This is a genomic window from Priestia sp. 10L35 (genome assembly GCF_056395685.1).
On record NZ_JBFTKA010000001.1, the window covers coordinates 185,038 to 202,440 of the forward strand.

A 17,403-nucleotide genomic window follows, 5' to 3' on the forward strand; every position below is an offset into this window, starting at 1 on the left:
ATGATGAAAAATATATGGATGAGCTTATTGTTATGCATGATATTCTGTTTGCCTTTTGCGAGTTTGCCAGATAAATTTATTGATAACGACTTTGAAAAAGTGAAGGTCACAAAAAGTTCGATTCAGCATTACACGGATATCGTGCACATGTCTCCAGGAGCTAAGCACAGCGTTAAACAAATAGGATCTCTCATACAAAGTGTGATAGTAACTTTTGCTTTAGTATGGGTGAGTGCCAAACTCATCATTCCGACGCATCAAATTGCGTATTTTATCCTCAAGAAAACACTTTTTTATCCAAAAATCTTTCAATCAAGTTACCTCAATTAAATAAAAAAGGTTGAAATTTCAACAGCCTTTTCTTCAAACCTAAAATTACCAACTATTCTTAGGCTTATTTGCTATGCGGATTTTCTAGGCAAATAACGCGGCAAAATTAAAAAATTCTTTTTAAAAACTTTATAGGAGTGATCATTCAATGATGATTAAAGAAACGGAGTTACCAGGAATCGGCCGTAAATTTGAAATTGAGACAAGCGGAGGAAACCGCGTAGTCGTTATCATTCATGATGATGGAAGACGTGAAATCTATCACTTCGATCAAAAAGATTTAGAAGAAAGCATTTTTGACATTACGTTAACAGATACGGAATCAAGACAGCTAGCTGCAATTTTAGGCGGCATGATTTACAAGCCAAAAGCAATGGAAACCATTGAAGTGGCATTCAATGACTTAGTTATTGAATGGTACAAAGTTGAAAAACAAGCGAAAGCTCACAGTAAAACAATTGGTGAAATTGACGTTCGCAGCAATTATGATGTCACTATCATCGCCGTCATTAAAAACACGCAAAAAAAATTATCAACTCCAGGACCAGATACGTTAATTGAAGAAGGAGATACGCTTGTTATCTCTGGAGAACGAGGAAATTTAAAAACGCTCATTAAAGAATTGCTTTCACAAGGAGGTAGTTCATAATTGGATCATTTAGTATTTGAAGTTGGGACAGCTTTGTTACTAGTAGCTTTAGCGGCTATACTAGCACATAAATTTAAATTTACGATTATTCCATTCCTCATTCTGCTGGGCATGGCGGTCGGTCCCCATGCTCCTGAGTTTGGCTCATTCAGTTTAAAGTTTATTGAAAGCCAAGAGATTATTGAATTCATGGGGAGAATTGGAGTTCTCTTTTTACTCTTTTATTTAGGATTAGAATTTTCAGTTGGAAAGCTAATTAAATCAGGCAGGTCCATCGCGGTGGGAGGATCTATTTATATTTTAATTAACTTCACTTTAGGATTATTGTATGGATACCTGACAGGAAATCCTCTTCTTGAAGTGCTGATTATCGCTGGAATTATTACGATTTCGTCCAGCGCAATTGTCGCAAAAGTATTGGTTGATTTAAAACGAACAGCGAATCCAGAAACGGAACTGATATTAGGGATCATCATGTTTGAAGATATTTTCTTAGCCGTTTATCTTTCTGTCGTTTCAGGGTTGGTGCTTGGAGACCACGGATCGCTTGCTGGATCTTTAACATCTATTTTAATTGCGTTTGGCTATATGATGCTGTTCTTTATCATTGCTCGAAAAGCCACGCCGCTGCTAAATAAACTTTTAAATATTTCATCAAACGAAATCTTTATAATCGTCGTTTTTGCGGTATTGTTTTTTGTGGCAGGCTTCTCAGAAACAATTCACGTGGCAGAAGCAATTGGTGCGTTATTGCTTGGACTTGTATTTTCTGAAACGGAACATCGCGATCGGATTGAACATCTTGTCGTACCGTTTCGTGATTTCTTTGGAGCTATCTTTTTCTTCAGCTTCGGGTTAAGTATTGATCCTCTTACGCTGTGGGATGCAGGATGGCTTGCGCTTGGCGCAGTTGCGCTTACGATCATTGGTAACTTTACAGCCGGTATGATTTCAGGAAGAAAAAGCGGGCTGTCACACAAGGCCTCTACCAACATTGGGTTAACGATTATGTCACGAGGCGAGTTTTCGATCATTATGGCTAACATTGGAATTGAAGGAGGATTATCCGCAATTCTTCAGCCATTCGCCGCGCTTTATGTATTGATTTTAGCTATTATTGGCCCTTTGTTAACGAAGGAGTCTAAGCATATATACGGATTTTTAAACTCAGTATTTAAATGGAAAAAGCCAAATCCTCAAGAATCAAAGTGATAAAATATATAAAACACAGTTGACAAATCGGATTAATATGATAAAATTCAAAATAATCCAATAACAAATCAGTTAAATATAGCAACGGGCTGATCGGTCAACCGAAAGCTCCTACCTTTTTCAGGTAGGAGCTTTTGTGTTTTTAGATGCACGAGCTTTTGATTTAAAAATTCAAGGAGGAGGAACTGCTGTGAGTGTTGTCATTCAATCTGTTAACCGCTCATTTCAAAAAGGAGAACAAGTAACTCAAGCATTGCGAAATGTAAATCTTACGATTAATAAAGGTGAATTTATCACCGTTATTGGTCCGAGCGGGTGCGGAAAAAGTACACTGCTTAAAATGATTGCAGGACTTGATATGGATTATGAAGGGCGCATTGAAATCAACGGGAAGTACATAGCCGGACCTAGCATTAAACAAGGAATGATCTTTCAAGAACACCGCTTGTTCCCTTGGCTTAATGTAGAGCAAAATATAGCGGCTGACTTATCGCTGAAAGATTCGAACGTTCGGCGCCGCGTAGATGAGTTAATTGATATTGTCAGGCTGAAAGGATTTGAAAAAGCTTATCCTCGAGAACTATCTGGGGGGATGTCTCAACGAGTTGCTATTGCGCGTGCTCTTTTAAGAAATCCAGAGGTTTTATTGTTAGATGAACCGTTTGGTGCGTTAGATGCTTTTACGCGCACTCATTTGCAAGATGTGCTGCTAGACATATGGAAAAAAGAAAAAACAACCATGATTTTTGTTACCCATGATTTAGATGAATCCATTTACTTGGGGACTAAAATTGTGATTATGAGTGCCAGACCAGGAGAAATTAGCCGGGTCGTTCCAGTAGAAATTAGTCATCCGCGAAAAAAGACAGAGTTACCGTTTCAGCGCCTAAGGCAGCAAGTACTGAAAGAATTTGAAGAAGCAGGAGAACATTAAAGATTCAATAAGACAGAGAAGGGGACAGAACAGATGAAAAAGCTACTTTTAACTGCAGCTATTGTACTTGTTCTCGCATTGGCTGGGTGCGGGACGAAAGAAAAAGCGAGCGGAGAAGATTCAAAAAACGTTACAATTAATATTGGTATCCAACAAAGCTTAGGTCCTTTAATGCTGGCACAAAACCAAAAATGGTTTGAAAAAGAATTTAAAAAAATAGGTGTAAATGTTAAATGGACAGAGTTTCAAAGCGGACCTCCGCAATTTGAAGGTTTAGCATCTGGACATTTGGATTTCGGCCAAGTTGGAAATTCACCGGTTATTTCTGGTCAAGGCGCAGACATTCCGTTTTTAGAAATTGCTAATTCCAGCGACGGGTTGAAAGGAAATGCCATTTTAGTAGGGAAAAACAGCAAGATTAAAAGCGTAAAAGATTTAAAAGGTAAAAAGATCGCGGTTGCGAAAGGAAGCAGCGGTTTTAATTTATTGTACAGAGCTCTTGACCAAAATGGGTTGAAGCCAAGTGATGTAAAGATTATTCAGCTTCAGCCAGACGAAGCTCAGCCAGCATTTGAAAATGGATCAGTGGATGCATGGTCAATCTGGGAACCGTTTATCTCACTGCAAAACTTAAAAAATGAAGCTCGCATTTTAGCAGACGGCGATTCATTAAAGGTTGCTTCACCAGGTTTTACTATTGTAAGAGAAGGCTTTGCAAAAGATCATCCAGAGTTAGTCGTTAAGTTTTTACAAGTTTATCAAAAAGCGCTTGAATGGCAAAACGAACATTTTGAACAATCTGTGGATATTTTAGCAAAACAAAAAAATCTAGATAAAGACGTAGTAAGACAAGTGTTAAAAAATAATCCTGCCTATAATCGCCCAACCTCTAAAGAAATTATTGCAGAACAACAGCGGACAGCTGATTTTCAACAATCTTTAGGCGTTATTAAAAAGAAAATTGATACTGGAGATGTCGTTGATAATTCATTTATTGAGAAAGCATTAAAAGAAAAATGAGGTGATGAAAATGAGTAAAACATCTGTGGTTTCAGGACACGTCCAGTCTTCAGCAGCTCACTTGCAAAAAATGAAAAAAAGAAAGGAAGAAGCGAAAAATAAGCAGGGGATTTTTCTTCGTTCTCTTGTTGTGCCACTTCTGCTTATTGTCGTGTGGCAAATCATTGCTTCTGCGGGCTATGTATCCAAAACTGTACTTCCTACACCTCTTGATATCATACTTTCTTTTAAACAGCTCATCGTATCTGGAGAACTTGGAGCTAACCTTCAAATCAGTATTTTGCGTGCTGCCATAGGTTTTGCCGTTGGAGCTGGACTAGGGTTACTATTTGGTGTAATTGTCGGTTTCTCAAAGAAAACGGAGCACTATATGGATCCATCTATTCAAATGCTTAGAACTGTTCCTCACCTTGCGTTGGCGCCTTTATTTATCTTATGGTTTGGCTTTGGTGAAATTTCAAAGATATTGCTAATTGCAAACGGTGCATTTTTCCCAATCTATGTTAATACGTATCTAGGCATTCGCGGCGTTGATTCGAAATTATTTGATGTTGCTCGTGTTCTTCAATTTAGTAAATGGAAACAAATCACAAAACTCATTTTACCAGCTGCTCTTCCTAATATTTTACTTGGTGTCCGATTGTCTTTAGGTATTGCATGGCTCGGACTGGTAGTTGCTGAATTAATGGGAGCAAGTGAAGGTGTAGGATACATGATTATGGATGCTAGACAGTTTTCTCAAACGGACGTAGTTTTTGTCGGAATTATTATTTTTGCTGTTGTAGGTAAATTAACCGATTCATTTGTCCGAGTGTTAGAAAAGCGTCTTCTTAAATGGAGAGACAGCTACGCAGGTGAAAAATAAAAGAAGGATTTATATACGTATTAATCCTTGTAAATCTATCAGTTTTATAAGTTAAAAGGAGAGATGATAATGAGCCAGGTTACAATTATTACAGGAAGCCCTTCAAAGCAATCAAGGTCAGCTGCTTTAAGCAAGTATATTGCAGCATATCTACAAGATGAAAAATATGAAGTGAAAACCGTGCATGTTCGTGACTTGCCCGCTGAAGACTTAGTATATGCTAACTTTTCTAGCCCTGCGATTCAAGAAGCTCAAAAGAAAGTGGCAGATGCTGATGCCGTTATTATTGTCAGCCCAATTTATAAAGCTAGCTACACAGGGATTTTAAAAACATTTTTAGATTTAATACCTGAAAAAGGTTTACACAACAAAACCGTACTGCCGATAGCCACAGGTGGAACCATTGCTCACCTACTGGCTCTTGATTATGTATTTAAGCCGACTTTATCCGTTTTAGGAGCTACTGCTCTTATTCATGGAGTTTATATTGTTGATTCTGAAGTGGCCTATACGAAAGAAAATGAAATTGAGTTTATTGCGGAAGAAGCAGAAGTGAGAATTAAACGTTCATTAAAAGAGCTGGGATATCGTCTAGAACAAACGAAAAGGAGTGTTGAATCATGAAAATGTTATGGTTTATTCCTTCCCATGGAGATGGAAGATATTTAGGGACAAATCGAGGAGGGCGTTCAGCAGACTATTCATATTTTCGGCAAGTTGCTCAAGCAGCTGACCGGTTAGGGTTTGAAGGAGTTTTGATTCCAACGGGGAAATCATGCGAAGACCCGTGGCTATTGGCTGCTTCACTTATACCTGAAACAGAGCGTTTGAAATTTTTAGTAGCGGTACGTCCCGGCATTATGGCTCCTTCTGTGGCAGCACGCATGACCTCGACTCTTGATCGAATTTCAAACGGTCGTTTACTAGTTAACGTAGTAGCAGGAGGAGATCCAGCAGAATTAGCCGGAGACGGCCTTTTCTTATCACATGATGAACGTTATGAAGCTGCGGATGAATTTTTAGATGTGTGGAAAGGGTTATTGGCTGGAGATACGGTCAATTATGAAGGAAAACATATTCATGTAGAGAACAGCGAGCTGTTGTATCCACCTGTTCAAAAACCTTCTCCACCTATTTATTTTGGCGGATCTTCACCCGCAGGACAAAAAGTTGCAGCAAAACATTCTGACGTGTATTTAACGTGGGGCGAACCTCCTGAACAAGTAAGAGAAAAAATAACGGCTGTGAGAAAGCAGGCAGAAGCAGAAGGCAGAACCGTTAAGTTTGGGATTCGTTTGCATATTATTGTACGCGAAACGGAAGAAGAAGCTTGGCAAGCAGCCGATCGATTAATTCAGCATTTGGACGATGACACGATTCAAGCTGCACAGCGTACTTTTGCTAGGTATGACTCAGTCGGGCAGCAGCGAATGGCGAGCCTTCACAGAGGAACCCGAGAGGAACTTACGATTAGCCCTAACTTATGGGCAGGTGTAGGGCTCGTCCGGGGAGGTGCAGGAACTGCACTAGTAGGCAGTGCTGAAAATGTAGCGAAACGAATAAAAGAATATGAAGCTTTAGGAATTGAATCTTTTATTTTATCAGGCTATCCGCATTTAGAAGAGGCTTATCACGTAGGAGAGTTATTGTTCCCGCTTTTAAATATTGATGACGGTGAAGGAAAGAGTGAAAGCATCGGTGAGATTATTGCAAATGATAGGTTTCCAAAAGCTTCAACGTCGTAAAAGAAGAACCGGTGAAAAATTCACCGGTTCTTCTTTTACATTCATCTCAGCCGAGAGACGAGTTCGTTAAATTGTTGGTTTAGGTTTTTCAGGTGCAGCTTGTTTATCTTTTCGACTTTCTTGAATATATACTTTAAAGAGAAAAATATTTAAACAGCCCAGTGTGAGGAATAACGGTGCAAAATAATATTCTTGAGACATAAGTAGGACGAAAACGCTTCCAAAACAGAACAGAGAACTAAACATAAAGTAAAACTGTAAGAATCTTCTCATTTTAGTCGCCTCCTATTCTTTTTCTTCTTACAATTATTATATCAAATACTTTCCAAAAAAGACACAAAATATTCACAAAATGTTCAATTTTTTTCTTATTTACCTATTGATTTTTTTGTCGATATGTAAATTTAGTGGGTTGTAATACCAATTAATTCCTGATCTTAACTTTCCGATGGAAAGTTTATGTAAAATTTTATATGATAGAGAAATGGTATTGAAAAAAGGGGGAAAATCATCATGAGACGAATTGGGTGGCTATTTTTTACTATGGCAATTCTCTTATTAATAACTGCCGGTTGCTCAAATGATCAACAGAAAGCACAGGATCGATTTGATAAATATGTAGCTATGTGGAATAAAGAAGATTTTAAAGGCATGTATGGATACTTGTCTAAAGATGCTAAAAAGACGATTTCAGAAAAAGATTTTGTAAATCGATATAAAAATATCTATGATGCAATTGAAGCGGACAAGCTTAAAGTGAAGGCAAGTAAAATAGAAGACTTAGAAATAAAAGACCATAAAGCTGTTTTACCTTTTGAAGTAAACATGAACTCTGTAGCCGGTGAAATCTCATTTAAAGAAAATGCTGCTGTGGTTCAAGAAAAACAAGGGGATACAGAGAATTGGTATATTAATTGGAAGCCTAATATGATTTTTAAAGGACTTAAGCAAGGAGAGCAAGTAAGAGTAGCTACTCAGTCAGCTGTGCGTGGAGAAATTATGGATCGTTCAGGGAAATATTTAGCTCAAAACGGAGAAGCGATTCAAGTTGGAGTTGTTCCCCAGCAGTTTTCTAAAGGCGGCGAGCAAGCGATACAACAATTAAGCAAGACTCTTGCTCTTTCAGAAAAAAGTATTAATCAAGCACTGAGTGCTTCTTGGGTGAAAGAGAATCAATTTGTTCCTATTAAAACAGTTAGTCAAAAAGACGCCTCTAATTTAGAGAATTCTTTGAAAAAAGTAGAAGGCATTCAACAAAAAAAGGTAAATGCGCGCGTATATCCTTGTGAAGAAGCGTGTGCCCATTTAGTTGGATACGTTGCGCCTGTCACAGCGGAATATTTAAAAGAGCATAAAGATGAAGGCTATAATGCTCAGTCTAAAACTGGAATGATTGGCTTAGAGTCTTTATATGAAGATAAGCTTCGTGCTCGAGACGGCGTCACAATTTATACTGTAGATAAAGATGGTAATAAAAAGAATGAAATTGCAAAAATGAATCCAAAAGACGGGGAAAGCATTCAAGTTACGGTAGACACGAATGTTCAAAAATCCCTTTATGAACAGTTAAAAGCTGAAAAAGGAGTAGCTACTGCTCTTCAACCTAAAACGGGAGAAATATTAGGTCTTGTAAGCACGCCGGCTTTTGATCCGAATTCTTTTTCTTTTGGAATCGATGCTAATACGTACCAATCCCTTTCAACGAATCCCGATAAGCCGTTAATGAATCGCTTTACCAAAACGTATTCCCCGGGATCTACATTTAAATTAGTCACGGGAGCTTTAGCGGTTGATGAAGGTGCGGTAAATCCAAACGAAAGTATATCAATCAGCGGGAAGAAATGGCAAAAAGATAAAAGCTGGGGGAATTTCTACGTAACACGAGTGGGAAGCAAGCCGAATGTTAATTTACGTGATGCTTATGTTACATCTGATAATATTTATTTTGCGCAGACTGCTTTGAAGCTAGGTTTAGACAAATTTAACAGTGGTTTAAAACAGTTTGGGTTCAATCAAAAAATGCCTGTTAATTATCCTTTTGAAACGTCTAAAATTGCAGGTGATCAAGATATTAAAGATGAGGGAGTATTAGCAAACTCTGGCTATGGCCAGGGGAAACTGCAAGTGAATCCTCTCCACTTGGCATTGATGTATACATCGATTGTAAACGATGGAAACATAGTAAAGCCTATTCTTATGAACGGTAATGAGAGTGGAATATGGAAAAAACAAGTAATATCTAAAGAAACGGCGCAATTAATTCAAAATGATTTAGTTGATGTCATTGAAGATAAAAACGGTACGGGTCATGCTGCAAAGATAGATGGGTTAACCCTAGCTGGAAAAACTGGAACGGCAGAATTAAAGAAAACTCAAGGTGAAAAAGGGCAGGAAAACGGCTGGTTTGTAGCTGTGGATACAAAACAGAAAAACCTACTCGTTTCAATGATGGTTGAAGGAGTAGAAGATAAAGGCGGAAGTCATTACGTCGTGCCGAAAGTAAAAAATGTATTTCAGCAATATAATAAGTAAATAATAAAAGCCAGTTCTAAAGGAGCTGGCTTTTATTATTTACACAAGGGGAGTAATGTTAAGTTTTTGTAAATCCCAGTTTTATACAAACTCTGAAAACCCTTATTTTAAAAGGAATGAACGTATTATTGTTAATGTATTGTAAAGAGACCTAAAAAAATGTGTTTGAAAAGTTATTGACAATTAACAATAATAGGAGTAATTTTTGACTTGGCGTAAAAAAATGAATCGCATAACCTATAAGTAAAAGAACCACCTTTTGGGACTTTTGCTCTGGTAAACGTTTGTTTTTTTAGAATTTTTTGATACACAAGAGAGGTGGTTTCTCTCGTTATAGTAATGAACAGCTAAGTTTTATCCATTACTTTAAATGAAAAAAGAAACTAGAACACATATAAAAAGATAGAGAGAAAAAACGAGTGGTAAAGTTTCGATAAATTGGATGGAGGATTGCAACGTGATCAAAAGAAAAAAAGACAAGTTTTCTGAAATGTTAATGGACATTGCCCAAAATATTAAGGACTCAGCAGATTTTTTAGGCAGCTTTGAACTTCAAAATGTATCTGACCTAAAGGAATTTGCCAATGTTTTAAAAGCGTATGAATCAAAAGGTGATAAATACGTGCATACAGTGATTACTGAGTTGAACAAAGCATTTATTACTCCAATTGAGCGTGAAGATATTTTACAGCTAGCAATGAGCATGGATGATGTACTTGATGGCATCGATAGCTTTGCTGCTTTAATGGAAATTCATTCAATTACGACATTTGATGAATATGTAGCTGAATTTGTTAAAAATATTCAAGGCTGTGCTGAAGAGATTTTAATTACTATTAATTTGTTGTCTGAGAAAAAGCTTCTTCAAATTAGTGAACATGCAATTAAAATTAAAGAGTATGAGTCACATTGTGATACATTATATCGTCGTGCACTAAAACAATTATTTGCAACATGTAAAGATCCAATTAAAGTTATTCAATATAAAGAAATTTATGAAACGCTAGAAGAAATCGCGGATTATTGTCAAACGGTTGCGAACAACTTAGAATCAGTTATTATGAAGAATGCGTAACGGGGCTATATTATAATGGATTCGATGCTAATATTAACCATTCTAATTGTAGTTGGTGCACTTGGTTTTGACTTTATCAACGGATTTCACGATACAGCTAATGCCATTGCGACTTCTGTTTCAACCAAAGCTTTAAAACCGCGACATGCAATTCTTTTAGCCGCAACCATGAACTTTGTCGGTGCTATGACGTTTACGGGCGTAGCCAAAACGATTACAAAGGATATCGTTGATCCTTATACGCTTCAAAATGGTTCTGTCGTTATTTTAGCAGCATTAATTTCTGCTATCGCGTGGAACCTAATCACATGGTATTTCGGTATCCCGAGTAGTTCTTCTCATGCAATTATTGGATCGATTGCAGGAGCAGCTATTGCAGCTGCTGGATTTGGTGCTTTAAATTACAAAGGTTTCATCAAAATCATTGAAGCCCTTCTAATTTCACCAGTTCTAGCCTTTGTAGTAGGTTATATCGTCTATACGATTATCAAACTAACGTTTAAAAACCATAACTTGACGAAAACGAATAAGCGTTTTCGACGCGTTCAAATCCTGACTGCAGCCCTACAATCTTACACACACGGTACGAATGATGCGCAAAAAGCAATGGGTATCATTACGCTAGCGCTTATTGCTAACAATATGCAAAGCGGTACTGAGATTCAGTGGTGGGTACAGCTGGCTTGTGCGGTGGCAATGGGACTTGGAACGTCAATTGGTGGATGGAAAATCATTAAAACCGTTGGCGGTAAAATTATGAAAATTCGTCCTGTTAATGGAGTAGCTGCGGACTTAACAGGTGCTGCCATTATCTTTGGAGCAACGTTTGTTCATCTACCTGTCAGTACTACTCATGTTATTTCATCTTCTATCTTAGGTGTAGGTTCTGCTCACCGAGTGAAAGGTGTAAAATGGGGAACTGCACAGCGCATGGTGATTACATGGGTTATCACATTGCCAATTTCAGCTTCATTAGCTGCACTTATCTATATGATTTTAAATTTGTTATTTTAATAAATGTGGAGCTTCTTTTTAAGAAGCTCCTTTTTTTATTTACATCCCCTCATTTGCACAGTACACTTAAAACATGAAAATAACACAATTGTTTTTAAAAGGGAGATGGGGAAATGTTTGGAAAAGTGGCTGCTGATGTATTAGGGCTCAGTGATATTGGTTCTGTTATTAAGCCAGTTGATTATGACAAGGTAGATGCAGACGATTACGTTATGCATGAAGAACAAGAAAAAATTTATTTTCTAATCAAATCAAAGTCAGATGAATATTGCTTTACCAATAAAGCGCTCATTCATCTTGATGGAACAAGTGCTACAAGCAAAAAGCGAATGCTTCGCCGCTATAACTACAGCATAAATCACATTTCAAACGTGATGCTAGAAACGGCTGGAACTGTCGATTTAGATGTGGAAATTAAATTTAAAATTGGCTCGGAGACGTTTTCTATCGATGTACACAAAAAGCATATAGAAGAGGTAAAAGATTTATATAAAGCGCTGTTTAAAATATCTGAAATAACGCGTGAAAATGAAATTGCGCTCGATTTTGCTAAACAAAGCATTCAGCTAGCTTCTTCTACGCTAAGCAGTACAAGAAATACAAGTGGAAGTGTTGCTGGTGAATTTAAAGAAATTAACGAAGCTGCGTTTTCTTGGTTATTAGATAAAAAAACAGCCTACACAACAAAAGATTTCAGCTCAGTTTTCGAGCTGTATATCAATAATTAATAGAAACAGCTGCTCCTTTTATGGAGCAGCTGTTTTTTAATGCTGAATGAGAGTATGTAGACTTATGATGAACGTTGTAGAATCCTCATGTTAACCTTGAAAAATCACTGAAAAAAGAGCACAATATAAAATAGAAAAGAGAAACAATAGAGACGGGTTTAACTGAAAGAAATAATAGAAAATAAGACTTATAGGTGGAAAGGATTACGGTATGACAGCAAAAAATAATGAGGATACAGTGGCAGAATTAGAGAAGTCACTTCGACATATTGCAGCGATTGTGAAACAAAAAGGAAGAGAAATTTTAGAAGACTATACGATTACGCCACCTCAGTTTATTGCTTTGCAGTGGCTGTTTGAACGTGGAGATATGACGATTGGTGATTTATCAAATCGTATTTTTCTTGCTTGTAGTACAACGACAGATTTAGTAGATCGTATGGAAAAAAATAAGTTGGTGGTTCGGGTGAAAGATCCAAAAGACCGCCGCGTAGTGCGTATTCATTTGCTTCCTGAAGGAGCACGTGTTATCGAAGAAGTAATTAAAAAGCGACAAACGTATTTAAATGGCGTACTGGCAAACTTCTCTCCGAGTGAAACGGAAGTTTTACGAGTAACGTTACGAAAATTGCATGATGAAATGAAAGAAAAATGAGGCGATTGTTTTGAGTAGACCAATTGGTGTTATAGATTCAGGTGTGGGCGGATTAACGGTAGCAAAGGAAATTATGAGACAGCTTCCGAAAGAACAAATTATGTACATTGGAGATACAGCCCGCTGCCCATACGGTCCTCGCCCTAGTGAAGAAGTACGAGCTTTCACGTGGGAGATGACTAATTATTTAGTAGATAAAGATATTAAAATGCTTGTTATTGCGTGTAATACGGCTACGGCAGTTGTGCTGGATGAAATTCAAGAACAGCTCGATATTCCGGTTATAGGCGTCATTGAACCAGGATCACGCGCTGCGCTTAAAGTAACTAAAAATCATAAAATAGGCGTAATCGGCACAAACGGAACCGTGAAAAGTCAAGCCTATACACATGCACTCCGCGCTCTTCATACGAGAGTGGAAGTGGAAAATTTAGCATGCCCTTTGTTTGTACCTCTTGTAGAGAGCGGTAATTATGAAGGACCGGAAGCACAGCGAATTGTAAAAGAAACATTAAAACCTTTTTATCATACAGATATGGATACCCTTATTTTAGGATGTACGCATTATCCGTTATTAAAGCCAGTTATTCAAGAAGCAATTGGGCCTAGAGTTCAGTTAATCAGTTCTGGCGAAGAAACGGCAATAGAGGTAAGTGCCATTCTTTCTTATAGCAATTTACTAGCTCCTAGAAACATGGAGCCTGAACACTACTTCTTTACAACAGGATCAACAGAACTGTTTCAATCTATTGCATCTAAATGGTTTGAGCACCCTGTATATAATGTTGAACATATCAAGCTTTAAAACCGTGCATATCATGCTCGGTTTTTTTTGTGGACAAAAACTTTTTTGAGCTGGTCTAAAATGCAAAAAAGCTCGTATACATAGTAGTACAAACAGTCTGAGGAGGGAAAGGAATGTCCAAAAAGACCCAACTTGTTCTCATATCCGCCGTGGTGACCACATCTGTATTGTTATCCGGCTGTGGACTTTTCGGAGGGGATAACGCAGCAAAGGAAATTGATCCGCCAAAGGATGTCACCTATGTGAAAGATGAAAAATCATTAGCGACTGAAGCGAAAGTAACGGAAGCTAATAAAAAACAAAGTAAAGCCGCAGAAACATCTGCGCCTACCAAAAGAGAACTCTACTTAATTGATAAAAACGGGTACGTTGTTCCCCAGACGCTTGAAATTCCTAAATCAAAAGGTGTCGCTAAACAGTCTCTTGAATATTTAGTAGAGGGTGGACCGGTCACAAACTTATTGCCAAATAATTTCCGAGCGGTTCTTCCTGCTGATACAAGAGTTTTAGGGACAAAGCTGGAAAGTGACGGCACGATGGTAGCAGATTTTTCACCTGAATTTGCTGAGTATAAAAAAGAAGATGAACTCCGTATTCTGCAGGCCGTCACTTGGACGCTGACGCAGTTTGAAGGCGTAAATAAAGTTAAAATTCGCATTAACGGCTATGATAAAGATGAGATGCCTGTAAATCATACGCCAATCAGTAAAGGGTTGAGCAGAGCAGATGGCATTAACTTTGATAATACTGGAGTAGTTGACGTAACTCAAACGAAGCCAGTTACGATTTATTACTTAGCTCAAGAGGGCAAACAAACTTACTATGTTCCTGTCACAAAACGAATTGCTTCTGATGACAAAGATATGTACACTGCAATTGTGAACGAGCTTGTAGAAGGACCTGCGCCTGCATCAGGTTTAGTGACAGACTTTAATCCCGATGCAAAGCTCGTAGCAGCTCCAAAGTATGCGGACGGTGAGTTAACGCTGAACTTTAATAAAAACATCTTTGGGAATTTGAAAGGAACGGAAATTTCTCAGCATGTTCTCGACTCCTTAGTGTTATCTCTGACGGAACAAAAAGCCGTAGACAGCGTTGCCATTAAAGTGAATGGCAAAAAAACGCTAAAAGATGAAAAAGGGAAAAAATTAACGGAACCAGTTTCAAGACCGAAAAATGTGAACACAGGTAGTTTTTAAAAACAAATTTTTGTTATACTAGTAAAGGACTAAGTAGAAAGAGGTCTGCTGAAATAGCGACCTCTTTCCGCTGTTTTATAGTTAAAATGGAAGAGACTATTACATATAAATGAATGAATAGGAGGACATGCTTAATGCGTTTGGACGGTAGGGAATTTAATGAATTGAGATCTGTATCTCTTCATACTTCATACTTAAAGCATCCAGAAGGATCTGTATTAATCTCGGTGGGAGACACAAAGGTTATTTGTACCGCAAGCATAGACGACAGAGTGCCTCCTTTTATGCGTGGGCAAGGAAAAGGATGGATTACAGCCGAATATTCTATGCTGCCTCGAGCTACGGCACAAAGAAATATACGTGAATCATCAAAAGGTAAAGTCACAGGACGAACAATGGAAATTCAGCGTCTAATCGGACGAGCTCTTCGTTCTGTAGTCGATCTGGAAAAGGTCGGAGAAAAGACAATTTGGATTGATTGTGATGTTATTCAAGCAGATGGCGGCACAAGAACAGCATCGATTACAGGTGCTTTTGTGGCTATGGTTTTAGCGTTTGGAAAGCTGGTTGAAGAGAACAAGCTCACAGAAATTCCTATTCGTGACTACTTAGCTGCGACTTCAGTAGGTATTCATGGAGAAAATTCGATTTTAGATTTAAATTATGAAGAAGATTCGACAGCGGAAGTTGACATGAATATTGTGATGACAGGAAGCGGACAGTTTGTAGAATTACAGGGAACGGGAGAGGAATCGACGTTTTCGAGAGAACAGTTAAACCATCTTCTAGATTTAGGGGAAAAGGGTGTTTATCAATTGATTGAACAGCAAAAGGGAGTTCTTGATCACCTGGCTGCCTACATTCCGGTTAAAGAAAGGTAAGGGATTAACGTGCGTGAAATCATTATTGCAACTAAAAACGCAGGCAAAGTAAAAGATTTTGAAACACTTTTCTCACCGAAGGGATTTAAAGTAAAATCGCTTCTTGATTTTCCTGAGATTGAAGACGTGGAAGAAACGGGCGTTACATTTGCAGAGAATGCCACGCTAAAAGCAGAGGCCATTTCATCCGCATTAAATAAGCCAGTCATTGCCGATGATTCGGGGCTTGCTATTGATGCCTTAAACGGGGAGCCAGGCGTTTATTCCGCGCGTTATGCTGGTGAAAATAAAGATGATAATGCTAATATAGAGAAGGTACTTCAAAAATTAAATGACGTGCCGTTTGAAAAGCGCACCGCACGCTTTCATTGCGCTCTTGCTATTGCAGTGCCCGGAAAGAGAACCGAAATTGTAGAAGGCACGTGTGAAGGGCACATCTTGGAGGAAAAAAGAGGGGAAAACGGTTTTGGGTACGATCCCATTTTCTTTGTAGAAAAATGGAGATGCTCCATGGCAGAATTGACCAAAGAGCAAAAAAATCAGATTAGTCACCGAGCAAATGCGTTAAAAAGACTAGCACCGCTAATTGATGCGCAATTTTAGAAGGAGTGATGACGTGTGAAACTATTAATTGTAAGCGATAGCCACGGGTTACAAGAAGAGCTGCTCACTATCAGAGAGAGACATGCTGATGTAGATAAGATGATCCATTGTGGGGACTCTGAGTTGCCGCAAGACAGCAAAGAAATGTCTGCATTTTTAGGCGTTCGAGGAAATTGTGACTACGATGCATCTTACGTTAATGATCGAGTAGAGTCGCTTGGAGAAGCTACGTGTCTGGTTACACACGGTCACTTATATAATGTTAAAATGTCTATGATGAATCTGCATTACAAAGCGAGAGAAGTCGGGGCAAACGTTGTTTGTTTTGGGCATTCTCACATAGCAGGAGCTGAGCTCATGGACGGAGTTTTATTTATCAATCCAGGAAGTATGTTACTTCCTCGTATGAGAAAAGAACGTACGTATGCTATACTAGTAATGGATGGTACAGAAGCTACCGTGCAGTTTTACGATATAAGCGGTAAACATATTCCTAGCATGCAGTTAACCTGTACACTTTCAGCATAATATAGCCAAATATAGGGAGAAGAGAAGGTTTTTTACCTCTCTTCTCATAAAATTTCAAAAAAACGTTGACTTTTAAATTATATTTGAATATAATAAGTATTGTCTTTGATACACTTTAACATTATGTCCCAGTAGCTCAGCAGGATAGAGCAACGGCCTTCTAAGCCGTCGGTCGGGAGTTCGAATCTCTCCTGGGACGTCCAGAAAAACCTGGCTTTTACTAAAAAGTAAAAGCCAGGTTTTTTATTTATCCTAAAAATGAATGTTTGTTCATTCAGTGTGTACAAATGAGCGTTTCAGAAAAACTTTTTGAACTGCTGTAAACCCTTATTGCATCAATAATGAAAACGCATTCAAATATTCTGTTTAGTCTAAATTGTCTAAAAAAATCTTGAAAAGTGGTTGACTATGCATAGAAATGGGCGTAAGATAGTCCTCAAATATAAGTTTTCTAAAAATTTTAATTAATTGTAATTAATTTAAAATATGATGTGTAAAGCATTGTTCAAAAAACATATAGCGTTTTAAAACGTTGAAGAGGATAAGTAGTTTTGATGTTTAGGTATCAACAGAGAGTCGGGTTGCTGGAAGCCGATGTTACCAACTCAAAATGAACTCACCTCAGAGT

At 38.0% G+C, this 17,403-nt stretch carries 19 protein-coding genes, 1 tRNA gene and 1 other annotated feature (1 of these 21 only partly in view); of the genes, 19 read left to right on the forward strand and 1 reads right to left on the reverse strand.

The genetic code is table 11. The annotated features are described in order from the left end of the window. Positions 1-63 precede the first annotated feature (63 nt). The 8 genes from AC1DEF_RS00915 to ssuD all read left to right on the forward strand — a co-directional run bounded on the left by AC1DEF_RS00915 (position 64) and on the right by ssuD (position 6,755). Positions 64-330, forward strand: a complete 267-nt coding sequence (locus AC1DEF_RS00915; protein ID WP_477727286.1) for a hypothetical protein — start codon at positions 64-66, stop codon at positions 328-330. A gap of 148 nt (positions 331-478) precedes the next feature. Beyond that, a complete protein-coding gene (locus AC1DEF_RS00920; protein ID WP_013085158.1) occupies positions 479-979 on the forward strand; it encodes a cation:proton antiporter regulatory subunit in 501 nt (166 codons plus the stop codon). Continuing rightward, a complete protein-coding gene (locus tag AC1DEF_RS00925; protein WP_025750630.1) occupies positions 980-2,191 on the forward strand; it encodes a cation:proton antiporter in 1,212 nt (403 codons plus the stop codon). It abuts the gene before it with no gap. Between the two features lie 190 nt (positions 2,192-2,381). Beyond that, positions 2,382-3,125, forward strand: coding sequence for an ABC transporter ATP-binding protein (locus AC1DEF_RS00930; RefSeq protein ID WP_176521314.1), 744 nt, complete (start codon positions 2,382-2,384; stop codon positions 3,123-3,125). Between the two features lie 33 nt (positions 3,126-3,158). Next, positions 3,159-4,145, forward strand: a complete 987-nt coding sequence (locus tag AC1DEF_RS00935) for an aliphatic sulfonate ABC transporter substrate-binding protein (protein ID WP_097824653.1) — start codon at positions 3,159-3,161, stop codon at positions 4,143-4,145. 10 nt (positions 4,146-4,155) lie between these two features. After that, positions 4,156-5,010 carry an ABC transporter permease gene (locus tag AC1DEF_RS00940; protein ID WP_477727287.1) on the forward strand — a complete coding sequence of 285 codons (855 nt, stop codon included), beginning with the start codon at positions 4,156-4,158 and terminating at the stop codon, positions 5,008-5,010. A gap of 69 nt (positions 5,011-5,079) precedes the next feature. Next, entirely contained in the window at positions 5,080-5,634 is a 555-nt protein-coding gene (gene ssuE / locus AC1DEF_RS00945) for an NADPH-dependent FMN reductase (RefSeq protein WP_097824651.1), read from the forward strand. Beyond that, complete coding sequence (ssuD, locus tag AC1DEF_RS00950) at positions 5,631-6,755, forward strand: FMNH2-dependent alkanesulfonate monooxygenase (protein WP_016765674.1); 1,125 nt, start codon at positions 5,631-5,633, stop codon at positions 6,753-6,755. Before ssuE ends, ssuD begins: the two co-directional genes overlap by 4 nt. A 66-nt stretch (positions 6,756-6,821) precedes the next feature. Here ssuD and AC1DEF_RS00955 read toward each other — a convergent pair whose 3' ends face one another. Beyond that, on the reverse strand, positions 6,822-6,956 hold the full coding sequence (locus AC1DEF_RS00955; protein WP_013085151.1) for a hypothetical protein: 135 nt from the start codon (positions 6,954-6,956) through the stop codon (positions 6,822-6,824). A gap of 312 nt (positions 6,957-7,268) precedes the next feature. Between AC1DEF_RS00955 and AC1DEF_RS00960 the strand changes: the two genes are divergently transcribed. The 11 genes from AC1DEF_RS00960 to AC1DEF_RS01010 all read left to right on the forward strand — a co-directional run bounded on the left by AC1DEF_RS00960 (position 7,269) and on the right by AC1DEF_RS01010 (position 16,974). Beyond that, entirely contained in the window at positions 7,269-9,287 is a 2,019-nt protein-coding gene (locus tag AC1DEF_RS00960; RefSeq protein ID WP_097824650.1) for a penicillin-binding transpeptidase domain-containing protein, read from the forward strand. A 442-nt stretch (positions 9,288-9,729) separates the two neighbouring features. After that, the gene (locus AC1DEF_RS00965) at positions 9,730-10,362 is read left to right on the forward strand and encodes a DUF47 domain-containing protein (RefSeq protein ID WP_218039679.1); all 633 of its coding nucleotides are present in this window, start codon (positions 9,730-9,732) and stop codon (positions 10,360-10,362) included. Positions 10,363-10,377: 15 nt separating this feature from the next. Beyond that, positions 10,378-11,376, forward strand: coding sequence for an inorganic phosphate transporter (locus AC1DEF_RS00970; RefSeq protein WP_025750624.1), 999 nt, complete (start codon positions 10,378-10,380; stop codon positions 11,374-11,376). Positions 11,377-11,489: 113 nt separating this feature from the next. Then, the gene (locus AC1DEF_RS00975; RefSeq protein ID WP_097824649.1) at positions 11,490-12,104 is read left to right on the forward strand and encodes a PH domain-containing protein; all 615 of its coding nucleotides are present in this window, start codon (positions 11,490-11,492) and stop codon (positions 12,102-12,104) included. A 211-nt stretch (positions 12,105-12,315) separates the two neighbouring features. Further along, a complete protein-coding gene (locus tag AC1DEF_RS00980) occupies positions 12,316-12,759 on the forward strand; it encodes a MarR family winged helix-turn-helix transcriptional regulator (RefSeq protein WP_097824648.1) in 444 nt (147 codons plus the stop codon). Between the two features lie 10 nt (positions 12,760-12,769). After that, positions 12,770-13,564, forward strand: a complete 795-nt coding sequence (racE, locus tag AC1DEF_RS00985; RefSeq protein WP_025601441.1) for a glutamate racemase — start codon at positions 12,770-12,772, stop codon at positions 13,562-13,564. A gap of 113 nt (positions 13,565-13,677) precedes the next feature. Continuing rightward, positions 13,678-14,763 carry a GerMN domain-containing protein gene (locus AC1DEF_RS00990; protein ID WP_025601439.1) on the forward strand — a complete coding sequence of 362 codons (1,086 nt, stop codon included), beginning with the start codon at positions 13,678-13,680 and terminating at the stop codon, positions 14,761-14,763. A 134-nt stretch (positions 14,764-14,897) separates the two neighbouring features. Further along, positions 14,898-15,644, forward strand: coding sequence for a ribonuclease PH (rph, locus tag AC1DEF_RS00995; protein WP_043976065.1), 747 nt, complete (start codon positions 14,898-14,900; stop codon positions 15,642-15,644). Positions 15,645-15,653: 9 nt separating this feature from the next. Beyond that, complete coding sequence (locus tag AC1DEF_RS01000; protein ID WP_013085142.1) at positions 15,654-16,247, forward strand: XTP/dITP diphosphatase; 594 nt, start codon at positions 15,654-15,656, stop codon at positions 16,245-16,247. Positions 16,248-16,262: 15 nt separating this feature from the next. Then, positions 16,263-16,775 (forward strand): metallophosphoesterase, encoded by a 513-nt coding sequence (locus AC1DEF_RS01005; protein WP_013059377.1) that lies wholly within the window; start codon positions 16,263-16,265, stop codon positions 16,773-16,775. Between the two features lie 125 nt (positions 16,776-16,900). Continuing rightward, positions 16,901-16,974, forward strand: a tRNA-Arg gene (locus AC1DEF_RS01010). 324 nt (positions 16,975-17,298) lie between these two features. Next, positions 17,299-17,403, forward strand: a binding site (T-box leader) (it continues 149 nt past the right edge of the window).

Bases quoted from the DNA above. Each gene is read 5' to 3' on its own strand.
- AC1DEF_RS00920 (WP_013085158.1), top strand. From the start codon at position 479: ATGATGATTAAAGAAACGGAGTTACCAGGAATCGGCCGTAAATTTGAA.
- AC1DEF_RS00935 (WP_097824653.1), top strand. From the start codon at position 3,159: ATGAAAAAGCTACTTTTAACTGCAGCTATTGTACTTGTTCTCGCATTG.
- AC1DEF_RS00940 (WP_477727287.1), top strand. From the start codon at position 4,156: ATGAGTAAAACATCTGTGGTTTCAGGACACGTCCAGTCTTCAGCAGCT.
- ssuE (WP_097824651.1), top strand. From the start codon at position 5,080: ATGAGCCAGGTTACAATTATTACAGGAAGCCCTTCAAAGCAATCAAGG.
- ssuD (WP_016765674.1), top strand. From the start codon at position 5,631: ATGAAAATGTTATGGTTTATTCCTTCCCATGGAGATGGAAGATATTTA.
- AC1DEF_RS00955 (WP_013085151.1), bottom strand. From the start codon at position 6,956: ATGTCTCAAGAATATTATTTTGCACCGTTATTCCTCACACTGGGCTGT.
- AC1DEF_RS00960 (WP_097824650.1), top strand. From the start codon at position 7,269: ATGAGACGAATTGGGTGGCTATTTTTTACTATGGCAATTCTCTTATTA.
- AC1DEF_RS00965 (WP_218039679.1), top strand. From the start codon at position 9,730: ATGGAGGATTGCAACGTGATCAAAAGAAAAAAAGACAAGTTTTCTGAA.
- AC1DEF_RS00970 (WP_025750624.1), top strand. From the start codon at position 10,378: ATGGATTCGATGCTAATATTAACCATTCTAATTGTAGTTGGTGCACTT.
- AC1DEF_RS00975 (WP_097824649.1), top strand. From the start codon at position 11,490: ATGTTTGGAAAAGTGGCTGCTGATGTATTAGGGCTCAGTGATATTGGT.
- AC1DEF_RS00980 (WP_097824648.1), top strand. From the start codon at position 12,316: ATGACAGCAAAAAATAATGAGGATACAGTGGCAGAATTAGAGAAGTCA.
- AC1DEF_RS00990 (WP_025601439.1), top strand. From the start codon at position 13,678: ATGTCCAAAAAGACCCAACTTGTTCTCATATCCGCCGTGGTGACCACA.
- rph (WP_043976065.1), top strand. From the start codon at position 14,898: ATGCGTTTGGACGGTAGGGAATTTAATGAATTGAGATCTGTATCTCTT.